Consider the following 13,808-nt stretch of genomic DNA (forward strand, 5'->3'; position numbering starts at 1 on the left):
GCGCGAAGCGCATCTTCGCGCAGATGTCCCGGGCATCCACGCCTTCCTTGGTTGACGGAAGCAAAGACGTGGATGGCCGGGACAAGCCCGGCCATCACGGCGGTGGCGTTCGGCGCCGCCGCTTTTTCCGGATGGCTGTAGCTCTGGCGTTCGTGCTCATCGTAATCACCACCGCCTTCTCGGCTTGGATCGTATCGCTCGGGCCGCTGCCGCTGGAAGAGGCCCGAAAAGTTTCCACCACGGTCGTGGACCGCAACGGCAAATTGCTGCGCGCCTATGCGATGGCGGATGGCCGTTGGCGGCTGCCGGTCGATGCGAAGAGCGCGGTCGACCCCGGATATCTCAAACTGCTGCTGGCATATGAAGACCGCCGGTTCTGGTCGCATGGCGGCGTCGATCCGCTGGCGCTCGGGCGCGCGGCGCTTCAATTCGGCAGCAGCGGCCACATTGTCTCCGGCGGCTCGACCATTACGATGCAGCTGGCGCGGCTGATCGAGCCGCGGCGCGAGCGCTCGGTGTACGCAAAGCTGCGCCAGATGGTACGCGCGGTCCAGCTCGAGCGGCAACTGAGTAAGGACGAAATTCTCGATCTCTATCTGGCGCTGGCGCCGTTCGGCGGCAACCTCGAAGGTATCCGCGCCGCATCCATCGCCTATTTCGGCAAGGAACCGAAGCGGCTTTCGCTTACGGAAGCCGCATTGTTGGTCGCGTTGCCGCAATCGCCGGAACGCCGCCGGCTCGACCGTTATCCGCAAGCCGCCCACGCCGCGCGCGACCGCGTGCTGGCACGGATGGTTGAGGATGGCGTGGTGTCGAAAGAGGACGCCGCGCAGGCGAGGGCTGTGGCGGTGCCGCGGCTGCGCAAGCCGATGCCAATCCTGGCGCCGCATTCCTCTGACGCCGCGATGGCGACGGTAAAGGATACGCCGCTGATCAGGCTCACGCTGGATTCTGCCTTGCAGAAAACGCTGGAGGCGCTGGCGCGCGACCGTGCCGTAGCGCAAGGGCCGAACATTTCGGTCGCCATCATCGCGGTCGACAATGAAAGCGGCGACGTGCTGGCGCGCGTCGGCTCGTCGGATTATTTCGACGAGCGGCGCGCCGGGCAGGTCGACATGACCCGCGCGGTGCGCTCGCCGGGCTCGACGCTGAAACCGTTCATCTACGGCCTCGCCTTCGAGGACGGCTTTGTCCATCCGGAAAGCCTGATCGACGACCGGCCCATTCGCTTCGGCTCCTATGCGCCGGAAAATTTCGACATGACGTTCCAGGGCACGGTGCCGGTGCGCAAGGCGCTGCAGCTCTCGCTGAACGTGCCGGCGATTGCGCTGCTCGACCGCGTCGGCTCCAGCCGGTTGTCGTCGCGGCTGAAGCAGGCCGGCGGCAATTTGGTGCTGCCGAAGGATGAGGCGCCGGGCCTTGCGATGGGCCTTGGCGGCGTCGGCGTCACCTTGCAGGACCTGGCGCAGCTCTACACTGGGTTGGCGCGGCTTGGTGTGGCGCGGCCGCTGCGCGAGATCATGCTGGCGCAAGAAAAAGATAAAGACGATCGGGAGCCGCTGCGGCTGATGGACCAGGTCGCCGCCTGGCAGGTCGGCAACGTGCTGCTCGGCACGCCGCCGCCGGAAAACGGCGTGCACAACAGAATCGCGTTCAAGACCGGCACCAGCTACGGCTATCGCGATGCGTGGTCAGTCGGCTTCGATGGCCGCCTCACGATCGGCGTGTGGGTCGGGCGGCCCGACGGCGCGCCGGTGCCGGGCCTGGTCGGCCGCACCGCCGCAGCCCCGATCCTGTTCGACGCGTTTGCGCGCACCGGAAAGATCCCGGCGGCGCTGCCGAAGTCGCCGAAGGGGGCGCTGATCGCCAGCAACGCCAAGCTGCCGCTGCCGCTGCGGCGCTTCCGTCCCGTCGGCGAACTGATCCGGACCGGCAGCGATCAGGTGCCGCGGATCCAGTTTCCGCTGAACGGCTCACGGATCGACGTTGACCGTTCAGGCGGCGGGCAGGCCGCGCCGATGCCGGTCAAGGTGGCCGGCGGCGTGCTGCCGCTGACCATCATGCTGAACGGCACCTCGGTCGGCGAAATCGACAGCCGGCGCCAGCGCCTGGTCGATCCGCCCGGGCCCGGTTTTGCGCGCCTGACCGTGATCGACGCGACGGGGGCGGCCGATACCGTTGTGATCCGGGTACAGTAAGGAAAAAGCGCTTGGGGACAGTCGGATAGGGCGAATCTGTGGTGTTGTTTGCAGTGCGGTTTCATCGTATGCGAACAACATGGTGGAAACCTTCCAGCCCCCACGCTTTGGAGCAGGCCAACAGCCTGTAAAACCTGCGCATTCCGGTCGCAGGCTGGCCGCCGCGTTCGACTTCGCCACCACGAGCCATTTTCGCGCCATCGTGTTCCTGGTGCTCTGCGGCATCGTGCTTTTCCTGCCCGGCTTCTTCAATATTCCGGCGATCGACCGGGATGAAGCGCGGTTCGCGCAGGCGACCAAGCAGATGGTCGAAAGTGGCGATTTCGTCGACATCCGCTTTCAGGACGACGTCCGCTACAAGAAGCCGGTCGGCATCTATTGGCTGCAGGCCGCCGTGGTCGAAACCGCCTCATCGCTCGGCCTGCCGCGGGCGCAGTTGCGCATCTGGCTCTACCGGATTCCCTCCCTGATCGGCGCCATCGGCGCGGTTCTCCTGACCTATTGGGCGGCGCTCGCCTTCGTCACGCGGCGCGGGGCCGCGCTGGCGGCGCTGATGATGTGCAGTTCCGTCCTGCTCGGCGCCGAAGCCCGGCTCGCCAAAACGGACGCGATGCTGCTGTTGACCGTTGTCGCCGCGATGGGGGCGATGGCGCGGGTCTATCTGTCCTGGCAGCGCGGCGAGGACCCGGTGCATCCGTCCTGGAGCGCGCCCGCGATCTTCTGGACCGGGCTGGCCGGCGGCATCCTGCTCAAGGGGCCGCTGATCCTGATGTTCGTCGGCCTGACCATCCTGGCGCTCGCGATCCTCGACCGCTCGGCGGCATGGCTGTGGCGGCTGCGCCCGGTCTGGGGCCTGATGTGGACGCTGGTGCTGGTGCTGCCATGGTTCGTCGCCATCTTCTGGCGCGCGGGCGAGGCATTCTTCTCCAATTCGCTCGGCGGCGACATGCTGAGCAAGCTCGGCGCGCAGGAATCCCATGGCGCGCCGCCCGGCCTCTATCTGCTGCTGTTCTGGGTCACGTTCTGGCCGGGAGCGGCGCTGGCCGGGATGGCGGCGCCGGCGGTATGGCGCGCGCGGCGCGAGCCCGGCGCGCAATATCTGCTGGCGTGGCTGGTGCCGTCCTGGATCGTGTTCGAACTGGTGCTGACCAAGCTGCCGCATTACGTGCTGCCGCTCTATCCGGCGATTGCGATTCTCACCGCCGGCGCGCTGGAGCGCCGCGTGCTGTCGCGGTCCTGGCTGGTGCGCGGTGCGGCCTGGTGGTTTGTCGTTCCGGCGGGGGCATCCGTGATCGCCGTCATCGGAGCCATCAAGCTGACGCATTACCCGGCTTTTCCGGCCTGGCCCTTCCTGGCGGCGGCGATGATCTTCGGCCTGATCGCGTGGTGGATGTTCGAGGACAGCCGCGCCGAGCGCTCGCTGCTGAATGCGGTGGTCGCGGCGATGTTTCTGGCGGTTGGAATCTACGGCATCGTCATGCCGTCGCTGACCACCATGTTTCCGAGCGCCGAGGTCGCGCGCGCGCTTCGCAACGTGGTCTGCGTCGGGCCGAAAGCCGCCGCGGCAGGTTTTCACGAGCCGAGCCTGGTCTTCATGACCGGCACCGGCACGCTGCTCACCGACGGATCGGGCGCTGCCGATTTCCTCGGGCAGGGCAGTTGCCGCTTCGCACTGGTGGAATCGCGCACCGAACGCGCCTTCGTCCAGCGCGCCGAAGCCATCGGGCTGCGCTACAACGTGGCGAAACGGATCGAGGGCTATAACATTTCGCAGGGCAAGGCGATCTCGATCGCCATCTTCCGCTCGGAAGGTACGGAGTAAGATGGCCGCGAGCCCTGCTGTCGTCGAATCCAAAAACTATCTTTCGCGCTTCGGGACGCTGGCGTGGCTGTCGCTGGCGCAGCTCGTGCGCTCGCCGTCGCATTCGCGCCGCGCCGAGGCGGCACGGCGGGCGGCGCGACACGTGTTGTGGCTGTCGGCTGGTCTTGGTGCAGCGATCATCGTCCTGATGTACGCGATCGACGCGTGGGAAATCGCCCAGATGCCGAAACGCGGCACGCCGTCGCTGTGGTGGGTCCGCATTCTCACCGATTTCGGCAAGGACGAATATGTGCTGGCGGTGCTGGGGGGATTGCTGATCGCGGTCGCGATCGTCTCGCCGGTCCTGCATGGCATCAGGCGCTCATTGCTGCTCGGTCTCGGAACACGGCTGCAGTTCATCTTTTGCGCCGTCGCCGTGTCCAGTCTGGTCACCGAGGTGCTGAAGTACAGCATCGGTCGCGGTCGGCCATTTGTCGGCGGCGAGGCCAATGCCTTCCACTTCTCGCACTTCGCAGGCAACCCCGCTTATTTCAGCTTTCCTTCCGGCCACGCCACGACCGCCTTTGCGCTGGCTTTCGCTGTGTCGGTCATCTGGCCCAAGGCTCGCGTTGCGATGGCAGTCTATGCCATCGTCATTGCGGCGACCCGTCTGGTGCTGGTCGCCCACCATCCGAGTGACGTGGTTGCCGGGGCACTGGTTGGCCTCATCGGCGCGATGTTCGTGCGTTACTGGTTTGCGGCCCGCCGGCTCGGTTTTGCGATCCAGCGCGACGGCACCATTGTGTCCCTTGTAGGGCCCTCGTCCCGGCGCCTCAAAAGGGTTGCCCGCGGCGCTTTCGCCCCATAAAAGCGGACGCCGCCAGGCGGCCGATATGCCCGGTTCCGGGCCTTTCCAAACCAACCAGATGAGTGCCGATTTGACTACTTCCGACAGAGGTACTGTCGCCGTTTCCATCGTTGTGCCGGTGCGCAACGAAGCGGAGAACGTCGCGCCGCTGGTTGCGGAAATCATCGGCGCGCTCGACGGCCGGTGGGTCTACGAGATCATCTATGTCAATGACGGCTCGACCGATGCGACCGCCGAACGGCTGGCTGATCTGATGAAGCAGCACAGTCAGCTCCGGCAACTGAAACATGCCAACTCTTGCGGCCAATCGGCGGCGGTGCGCAGCGGGGTGCGGGCCGCGCGCGGCGTCATCGTGGCCACGCTCGACGGCGACGGCCAGAATAATCCGGCGTTCCTGCCCGACTTGATCTCGGCGGTCGAAAGCGGCGGCGGCCGCGTGGGTCTTGTGGCGGGCCAGCGGGTCGGGCGCAAGGACACCGGCTTCAAGAAGCTGCAGTCGAAAATCGCCAACGGCGTGCGCAAGGCTATCCTGAGCGACGGTACCCGCGACACCGGCTGCGGGCTGAAGGCGTTTCCGCGCGAGGTGTTTCTTTCGATGCCATACTTCGACGGACTGCATCGCTTCCTGCCGGCGCTGGTGCGCCGTGAAGGCTTCGACATCGCCTATGTCGACGTCGTCGACCGTCCGCGCCGTTCCGGCGTATCAAATTACGGCTTCTTCGACCGCCTATGGATCGGGATCATGGATCTCGCCGGCGTGTGGTGGTTGATCCGCCGCAAGAAGTCCACGCCCGCTGTCACCGAGGTTTTCTGATGTTCATCCAGTTCGGGCAGGCGCTCGGCGATTATCTCTATGACGTCTTCGTCGCCAAATTCGACTTCTGGCTGGCTTTCGGCCTGGTCGCGCAATTGCTGTTCACCGCGCGCTTCCTGGTGCAGTGGATCTCGAGTGAGCGCGCCGGGCGAAGCGTGATACCGATTGCGTTCTGGTTCTTCTCGATGGGCGGCGGGCTGATGACGCTGATCTACGGTATCGCCAAACGCGAGCCTGTGATCATCGTCGGCCAGTCGATGGCCACGATCATCTACATCAGAAACATCATGCTGATCGTCAAGCATCGCGGCAAGGCGTCGAAGACGCTGGATCGGTGATCAGGGCCGGCTGGGCGCCGGTGCCGGCAGTGCCGCCAGATCGCTCTCCGTCGAGCGATAGGCGGCCAGTTCGCCCGCGGCATCCAGCACGGGGTAGGCGACCGAGCAGATGTGCGAGTGGATGCGCCTGAGGTCGCGCAGCACGTCGAGGTGAAGCGAGGTGGTCTCGATTGTTTCGGGCCGGCCTTCGCGCAAACGGTCGAGATGCCGTTCGGTCGCGGCCAGTTCGGCATTGCGCAACGCGGCCTTCTCGACCAGAAGCTTTCGCGCCTCGTTGACGTCGCCGGACATGAAGACGCCGAACGCGATCCGAAGCGAATCCATCGTGCGCTTGTGGAAGGCGGACAGCTCCTCGGCGCCTTCGACCGAGAACTGGAAGCGGCGCTTGATCTTCTTGGTTGCGAGCTCGCTCAGATTCTTGTCGATGATGTCGCCGATATGCTCGAGGTTGATGGCGAAGGAGACGATCTCCATCGCCCGCTGTCCCTCACGCTCGTCGAGACTGCCGCGGGTGAGTTTTGTGACGTAGAGCTTGATCGCCTCGTCGAGGCTGTCGACGCTGTTGTCCATCTGCGAGACCTGGTCGACCAGTGCCCGGTCGTTGGTCATCATCGCCGCCATCACCTTGCGCAGCATGATTTCGACGTGATCGCCCATATGCAGGGTCTCGCGGGCGGCATCGGCCAGCGCGAGCGAGGGCGTCTCCAGCGCGCTCTCGTCGAGATAGCGCGGCCCTGACTCGCCGGCCTCCTTGACGCGCTCGGGCAGCAACCTCTTCAACAGCCGCGCCATGCCGTCGAGCAGGCCGATGAAGAGAGCTGCGGTCGCAACGTTGAAGGCGATGTGGAACAGGGCGGTTGCCTTGGCTGCATCCGGCTGCCACGAGATCAGAAGGTCCGCGATCGGCTGCAGGAACGGCGCCACCAGCAGGATGCCGGCGAGCCGGTTGACGAGGTTGCCCAGCGGCAGGCGGTAGCTGGCGGGATTGTCGCGGCGCGCGCCCTCGACGATCGGATTGATGGCGCTGCCGAGATTGGCGCCGAGCACGAGCGCCAGCGCCGCGTAGGGCGTGACGAAATGCGCATAGGCCAGCGACATCACCAGCAGCACGCTGGCGACGCTGGAATGCACCAGCCAGGTCACGATCGCGGCGAACAGGATGCAGAGCACGGGATCGCCGGTGATGGCATTCATGAACACGCGCACGCCCGGCGCATTCTCCGCCGGCGCCAGCGTATTGAGCAGGATGTGCAGCGCCAGCAGCATCAGGCCGAGGCCGATAAAGACGCGGCCTATGTCCTTGACACGCGAGCGCGGCCCACTGCGGAAGGCGACCAGGCCGATGATGAACAGCACGGGGGCCACGGCCGAGATGTTGAACGACAGGATCTGCACGATCAGCGTGGTGCCGACATTGGCGCCGAGCATGATGGCGAGTGCGGGGACGAGGCTGACGAGCCCCTCCGATGTGAATGAACTCGTGATCAGCGCCGTGGCGGTGCTGCTCTGGAGCAGGGCGGTGAGACCAAGGCCGGCGCCAATGGCGGTGAAGCGGTTGCTCAGCGCCTTCGCCAGCAACAGGCGCAGATCGGGTCCGAACGCGCGCAGGATCCCGCTGTGGACCATGTGCAGGCCCCACAGCAGCAACGCGACGCCGCCCATCAGGTCGAGAAGAACCAGACTTCCCATGCGCTTTTCGTTCCGCCAAATCGAGTCGAGGGGTCAGGCTATCGCCTAACGAGGGGGGATCAACCCTTTAATTTGCCGAAAATTGCGCCGCGCAGGCACGTTCGAGGACCTCGGCCTTCAGCCAGGGCACCCGGTTCGGTAAACGGAGTTCGAATGCAACCGTTATATTGCGAGCCGTTGCGATAGGCCAATTCCAACAATTCTTCGGTAAAGCTGGTGCACCAACGGGTGGATCACATCTAACAAGGCCAGGGATCGAAATGTATGCGAATCGCCGCAGCAGCGAACGACGGGCGTGCAGAAGCTTTGCAAAAATACAGTTCGCGACCGGCGGGTTGCCGCGCGATTGCATGATTTCCGACATGTCGGATGGCGGGGTGAAGATCATCGCCGAATATCCCGAAATTCCTTCCGAATTTACGGTGATCTTTTCGGAGGGCAGGCCGCGTCAGTGCCGGCTGGCCTGGCGGATCGGCTGCGAACTCGGCGCGCAATTCGTCGACTAGGCTGCTGGGCTGCGTGGGTACGGGACGGCGCAGGCGGGGCGCAAGCGCCTGGCCGGCGCGTAGCGCGCCGCAAAGGTCACGGATTACCGCAAACATGGGTGAACTTAACCTGAGCTTAGGGTTAAGCTGTGAGTGTTCCTGGACAGTTCCCGCCGTGAGTCCCAGGTACATGCGACAGAAGTTGCTCCATCCGTCCCGCCTTGCGCGACTTCTCGCGTGCACGTCGACCCTGATCCTGGCGTTAGGGCTTGGCGCTTGCCAGACTTCAGGACTATCGGACATTACCGGTTCGATCGACGAAAAGGCTGATACCGGCCGCGCCAGCGATCCGCGCCGCGACGTCGAGCTCTACCAGGAACGCTATCGCGCCAATCCGAAGGATACCGACGCGGCGCTGAAATACGGCAGGGCGCTGCGCGCGACGGGACAGCGGTCGCAGGCGGTTGCGGTGCTCGAACAGGCCTCCATCGCCAATCCCGGCAACAGGCTGCTGCTCGCCGCGTATGGCCGCGCGCTGGCGGACAACGGCAATTTCCAGCAGGCCTTCGACGTGCTCGGCCGCGCCCACAGCCCCGATGATCCCGATTGGCGGTTGCTCTCGGCGCAGGGCGCGACACTGGATCAACTCGGCCGATATGAGGAGGCGCGGCAATATTATGCGAGCGCGCTGAAGATCGCGCCCGACCAGCCGTTGGTGCTGTCCAATCTCGGACTGTCCTACGTGCTTTCGAAGGACTTGCCCAAGGCCGAGGAGACGCTGCGTCGCGCCCACGGCATTGCGGCGACCGATCCGCGCGTGCGCGCCAATCTGGCGCTGGCGGTTGGCCTGCAGGGCCGTGTCGCCGATGCCGAAAAGATCGTGAAGGCCGACCTGCCGCCCGCCGAGGCTGCAGCCAACGTCGCGCTGTTGAAACAGATCCTGTCGCGGAAGGAAAAAGAGAACGCGCGCGCCGAGGCCGGGAAGATGCCGATCGCGGCCGCCGGACGCGTCGAATAGAGCGTCAGCGCTCAGGGCGCTGCCGCCGTTGTTCTTGATCAGGCCCTGCGAGCCTTCGTGCCCTGCAGTTTCTTGAGGATCGGCTCCAGGAACGAGACCCGGGATCGCTTGGTCACGGCATGGCCGGTCAGGCGCTGCGCCATCTGCAGGAACATCGCGGTGGTGCGATGCTTGGCGGAGATCTGCGCGATCATCTGACCGTTATTGGCGGCGGTGCCGAACATCTTTGAATCGAACGGAATGGCCGCGATCGGCTGGCTCTCGATCGCCTTGGCGAATTCGCGCGTGGAGATCTCCGGGCGCTTGTGCATGCCGACCTGGTTGAGGCAATAGAGCGGCGGGCGGTCGTTGGGCCGCGCCGCCTTCAGCACGTTCAGCATGTTCTTGGCGTTGCGCATGTTGGCGAGATCGGGCTCGGCCACGATCAGAATGTCGTCCGCGCCGACCAGCGTGCGCTTGGTCCATGCCGACCATTGATGGGGGACGTCGAGCACGATGCAGGGGGTGGTCATGCGCATCGTATCGAAGATCGCATCGAACGCATCGGCGCCGAAATCATAGACCTGGTCCAATGTTGCCGGCGCCGCCAGCAGGTTGAGGCGGTCGGTGCATTTCGCCAGCAGGCGCTCCATGAAGGCGGAATCCGGCCGTTCCGGTTGGAAGACGGCATTGGCGATGCCTTGAACCGGATCCTGGTTGTAATCGAGGCTGGCGGTGCCGAAGGCAAGGTCGAGATCGATCACGACGGAATCGAGCGCGAGATCGCGCGCGATCGCCCAGGCCACGTTGTGCGCGACGGTGGAGGCGCCGACGCCGCCCTTGGCGCCGACCACGGCGATGATGCGGCCGACGGCCACGGCCTCGGAGGCCGCGTAGAGACCGCAGATTGCGCGCACGACGTCGATCGGTTCGACCGGTCCGGTCACGTAGTCGCTGACGCCGCGCCGCACCAGTTCACGATAAGGCGTGACGTCGTTGGCGTTGCCGATCACGACGACGCGGGTTCCGGCGTCGCAGACGGTCGCGAGTTCGTCGAGTCCTTCGAGGATATCGCTGCCGGGCTCGGTCTCCAGCACAATGACGTTCGGCGTCGGCGCCGTATGATAGGCCTCGATGGCGGCGGCCAGGCCGCCCATGTGCACCGAAAGGTGGGCCTTGCCGAGACGGCGGTCTTCGCTCGCCGCGCGCGCCGCGGTTGCGACCGCGACGCTGGCGCAAAAGGCCTGTACCGATACGCGTGGCGCAGGCGAGATGTATTCCTCGGGCTGCGCCGGCGTGTCGTCGATTTGATCGTCGGAGTTTTGAAAGACGCGGCTGATCATTTGCCTGTATCGCTGAGTTTGGCTTTGTCGGATTCGGTATAGGTGGTCGTTGTCGCAATGCCCTTGCGATACTTTTCGAAGGCGGCATCGCGGCGCGGCGTATAGGCGGGGCTCTCGGGACGTGGCTGTTCGAGGTCGGCGGGATTGTCGATCATCGCAGCAAGGTTGCGCTGGGTGGCGCAGCCGAAATTGTGGTACGAGCGATTTTCATTGTAGGCGACGTTGTCGATGTTCGGTCCGAGGTCTTGCGGCCACAGGCCGCAAGGTCCCGCCACGGCCGTAATCTTCGGATAGCTGAGCCTGATCGTCGGCAGCGTGCGCGGATCTTCCGGCCGATAGTGACGCATCGTGATGGCGCGCGAGGGCACGCCGCCCGCCATCAGCACCGACCGGATTTCCTGGTACGAGGCCGCGGCCGCGCGCGCATTTGGCGTATCGATCGGGACGTCGGCGATGATGGCGCCGGTGCCTTCACGCACCCAGGTTTGCGCCAGGCCGATGACGTCGGTGCGTTGCGACCCGGAGAGGCCGCCGCGGGCATGACCGACGAACACCACGATGGAGCGGCTGGCCTCGGTCACTGCTATCGGATGCCGGTGGCGATAATCATCGGACACGCTGGCGGTCGTCACGATTTCCGTGGTCTGCGGCGTGCAGGCGCCGAGCGCGGCCGAGAGGCCGAGGAGGGCGCCAAGCATGTGCAAGGCCTTGCCGCGATGGAGCGGAATTCTCGTTGTCATCGTTCTGTCCTCGTCCCCACTCGGTGAACAGCTCTGCGTTTCAATCAATGATGAAGCCGAAATTGCCCTGGATTCCGCCGACGGGATCGACGCGGCCGGCAACGCCGTAAATCCGGTTGATGCGCCCGAGCAACGCGGACTGCGAATCGGACGCCGGCGCGAAGCCGTCATCGGGCCGCGATAGTTCTTTTTGCGCGACCGCGCGGACGACGTAGGGTGTCACGAGAACCATCAGTTCGGTTTGGTTGTTGACGAAGTCCTGGCTGCGGAACAGCGCGCCCAAAACCGGCAATTGATCGAGCCCCGGCAGCCCGTTGACGGCCTGCTTGGTCTGCTCCTGGATCAGGCCGGCCATCGCCACCGAGCCGCCGGAGGGTATTTCCAGCGTCGTCTCGGCACGGCGGGTCTTGATCGAGGGAATGGTTGTTCCACCGGGACCGCCAGTCAAAGCGTTTTCGGTCGAGACTTCCGACACTTCGGTCATCACCCGCAGGCTGATCCGTCCCTCAGCCAGTACGACCGGCGTGAAGTTGAGCGAGATGCCAAATTTCTTGTAGGTGACCGTTTGGACGCATCCTCCGATAACGCCCGACGCCGACGTTTGGCAGCTCACGCCGGCCGGAATGGGAAATTCGCCGCCTGAGATAAACGTTGCGGATTCGCCTGATATCGCTGTCAGATTGGGTTCGGCGAGCGTCTTCACGACACCGGCGCTTTCCATTGCGCGCAGGGTAGCGGTGACCGATGGCAGACCAGCTTTGTTCAAAGCCGCCCCGACCAAGCCGTTCTCGGGCACGAGCGGAGCACTGTTGGCGGTGAACGGATTGTTGTTCTTGAAAACGACTGCCGCGGTGCCGTAATTCATGCTGGCACTGAGATCGACGCCCAATTGCTTGACGATGTCCCGCCGCACTTCCGCGACGGTGACCTTGAGCATCACCTGGTCGCGACCGCGAACGACGATCGAGTTGACGACCTTTTCAGCGCCGCCGACCAGCCGCGCGGCGACTTCGCCGGCCTGCTGGGCTTCGACCGGGCTCGATACCGAGCCGGTCAGCAACACGCTGTCGCCGACGCCCTCGATCTGAATCCCCGGCATCGACTGCTTCAGCGCGGCGCGCACGCCATTGAGGTCACGCTTGACCGCGATGTCGTAGGAGGCGACCTGCTGGCCGTCGGCGTCGAAAAACACGACGTTGGTCTGGCCGACCGCGCCGCCGATGATATAGGCGCGTTGCGAGGAACGAACGACGGCGTTGGCGATCTTCGGGTCGGCGACCAGCACGTCCTTCACGTCGCGCGGCAGGTCGACGACCACGGATTTGCCGATGCCGAGCGACAGGAAGCGCATCTTGACCGGACCGATGGCGGAGGTCGTTACCGGATCCTTCTCGGGTTCGGCTGCGACGACGGGCAGCAGCGGAGCGAGCGTCAGCGCAGCGACGGCCGACAACAACAGGGTGCGCGCCGCTACGGTTCGCATCGCTGACTGATTTTCCCAAAACTTCATCTCGGGCGTCCTTTCGGTCACTTCTGTGCCGTCGTTTGATTGGCGACCCCGTAGCGAACCACGTTGACGGTCTCGCTTCGCTTTTTAATTTGATCCTCGGACTGGCCTTCGGCCGTCGCGTTGATATCGGTGATGCTGCGCAGCGCGAGCGACAGCGTGCCGCTTTGGCGCGAGCGCGCCAGCAACTCGGCCTGCTCGGGCTTCAGTTCGAGCGTGACGGTGCGGCCGACGAGGGTGTTGATGCCCTCTTTTTCCTTCGGCGCCTGATCGATCGCCAGCACGCGGATATTGGAGAGAATGATTTCGGACTGCATGACGTCGGCGCCCTTGCCATCCGGATTTTTTTCGCGCTTGGAGAGGATGACGTCGACGCGGTCATTGGGCAGGATGAAGCCGCCGGCGCCGGTTTCCGGCGAGATCTCGGTCGAGATCGCCCGCATGCCGGTCGGCAGGATGGCCGCCATGAAGCCGGAACCGTTGGCCTTGACCAGCTTCTGCTCACGGATCGGCTCGCCCGCGATGAAGGGAGAGCGTGCGATCGAACCGGCGATTTCCTTGATGGCTTCGGCCCTGCTGGCGCGGTTGACCAGATTGCTGCCCGCGGCTGAAGCCGGCCAGGTCTGCCATTGCAGATCTTCTGGCTTGACCAGTTGGCCGAGCCCGATGTCGGACTTCGCGACCAGAATCTCCGCCGTCGGCAATTGCGCGACCGGTTCGGCCGTCGGGCGCGATGTTTCTTCCGTGCCACGGGCGAGATAGGCGGCGACCCCGCCGGCACCCAAGGCGATGATCAGAACGACGACACGTGCGATATTCATACGCTTTACTTACTCTTACGCAGGGACGCCCCAACTACACCGCAACGACAGCCATCCCGGAGGTATGACTAGGCATCAAAGGTATAAGGGAACTTGAGGCGTGAAGTTTTTGGGTGATCGGACGGCGGGATTCACCGTCATGGTGAACGAGCGGTTATCGTTTGAAGAAAATCGTCCGCAAAAATCCGGAGGTGCGGCCGGTGACCG

General features: G+C 64.6%; 12 protein-coding genes. 7 read left to right on the top strand and 5 right to left on the bottom strand.

Translation table 11 applies throughout. The features are described 5' to 3' along the window. Positions 1 to 68: 68 nt before the first annotated feature. From pbpC to V1286_RS15135, 5 genes are all read left to right on the top strand, one after another. Positions 69 to 2,198, top strand: a complete 2,130-nt coding sequence (gene pbpC / locus V1286_RS15115) for a penicillin-binding protein 1C (protein ID WP_417021144.1) — start codon at positions 69 to 71, stop codon at positions 2,196 to 2,198. Between the two features lie 79 nt (positions 2,199 to 2,277). Then, the gene (locus tag V1286_RS15120) at positions 2,278 to 4,020 is read left to right on the top strand and encodes an ArnT family glycosyltransferase (RefSeq protein ID WP_334480657.1); all 1,743 of its coding nucleotides are present in this window, start codon (positions 2,278 to 2,280) and stop codon (positions 4,018 to 4,020) included. Position 4,021: 1 nt separating this feature from the next. Next, positions 4,022 to 4,867, top strand: coding sequence for a phosphatase PAP2 family protein (locus V1286_RS15125; RefSeq protein ID WP_334480659.1), 846 nt, complete (start codon positions 4,022 to 4,024; stop codon positions 4,865 to 4,867). 58 nt (positions 4,868 to 4,925) lie between these two features. After that, positions 4,926 to 5,681, top strand: a complete 756-nt coding sequence (locus V1286_RS15130) for a glycosyltransferase family 2 protein (protein ID WP_334480661.1) — start codon at positions 4,926 to 4,928, stop codon at positions 5,679 to 5,681. Beyond that, positions 5,681 to 6,019 carry a lipid-A-disaccharide synthase N-terminal domain-containing protein gene (locus tag V1286_RS15135; protein ID WP_108519444.1) on the top strand — a complete coding sequence of 113 codons (339 nt, stop codon included), beginning with the start codon at positions 5,681 to 5,683 and terminating at the stop codon, positions 6,017 to 6,019. The genes V1286_RS15130 and V1286_RS15135 overlap by 1 nt, the downstream gene beginning before the upstream one ends. On the opposite strand, the gene V1286_RS15140 is transcribed toward V1286_RS15135, so the two are convergent. Next, on the bottom strand, positions 6,020 to 7,708 hold the full coding sequence (locus V1286_RS15140) for a Na/Pi cotransporter family protein (RefSeq protein ID WP_334480664.1): 1,689 nt from the start codon (positions 7,706 to 7,708) through the stop codon (positions 6,020 to 6,022). 260 nt (positions 7,709 to 7,968) lie between these two features. On the opposite strand from V1286_RS15140, the gene V1286_RS15145 reads away from it, so the two are divergent. Further along, positions 7,969 to 8,214, top strand: coding sequence for a PilZ domain-containing protein (locus tag V1286_RS15145; RefSeq protein ID WP_334480666.1), 246 nt, complete (start codon positions 7,969 to 7,971; stop codon positions 8,212 to 8,214). A 169-nt stretch (positions 8,215 to 8,383) separates the two neighbouring features. Next, on the top strand, positions 8,384 to 9,211 hold the full coding sequence (locus V1286_RS15150; RefSeq protein WP_334480668.1) for a tetratricopeptide repeat protein: 828 nt from the start codon (positions 8,384 to 8,386) through the stop codon (positions 9,209 to 9,211). A gap of 38 nt (positions 9,212 to 9,249) precedes the next feature. Here V1286_RS15150 and V1286_RS15155 read toward each other — a convergent pair whose 3' ends face one another. The 4 genes from V1286_RS15155 to cpaB are packed head-to-tail and all read right to left on the bottom strand — an operon-like array spanning position 9,250 to position 13,601. After that, positions 9,250 to 10,533 (bottom strand): AAA family ATPase, encoded by a 1,284-nt coding sequence (locus tag V1286_RS15155; RefSeq protein WP_334480670.1) that lies wholly within the window; start codon positions 10,531 to 10,533, stop codon positions 9,250 to 9,252. Continuing rightward, on the bottom strand, positions 10,530 to 11,273 hold the full coding sequence (locus V1286_RS15160) for a CpaD family pilus assembly protein (RefSeq protein WP_334480671.1): 744 nt from the start codon (positions 11,271 to 11,273) through the stop codon (positions 10,530 to 10,532). Before V1286_RS15160 ends, V1286_RS15155 begins: the two co-directional genes overlap by 4 nt. 40 nt (positions 11,274 to 11,313) lie before the next feature. Continuing rightward, positions 11,314 to 12,756: a type II and III secretion system protein family protein gene (locus tag V1286_RS15165; RefSeq protein ID WP_334480673.1), complete on the bottom strand. Its 1,443-nt coding sequence runs from the start codon at positions 12,754 to 12,756 to the stop codon at positions 11,314 to 11,316. Between the two features lie 44 nt (positions 12,757 to 12,800). Beyond that, entirely contained in the window at positions 12,801 to 13,601 is an 801-nt protein-coding gene (gene cpaB / locus V1286_RS15170; protein WP_334480675.1) for a Flp pilus assembly protein CpaB, read from the bottom strand. Positions 13,602 to 13,808 lie beyond the last annotated feature (207 nt).

The organism is Bradyrhizobium algeriense, assembly GCF_036924595.1.
Classification (GTDB): domain Bacteria; phylum Pseudomonadota; class Alphaproteobacteria; order Rhizobiales; family Xanthobacteraceae; genus Bradyrhizobium; species Bradyrhizobium algeriense.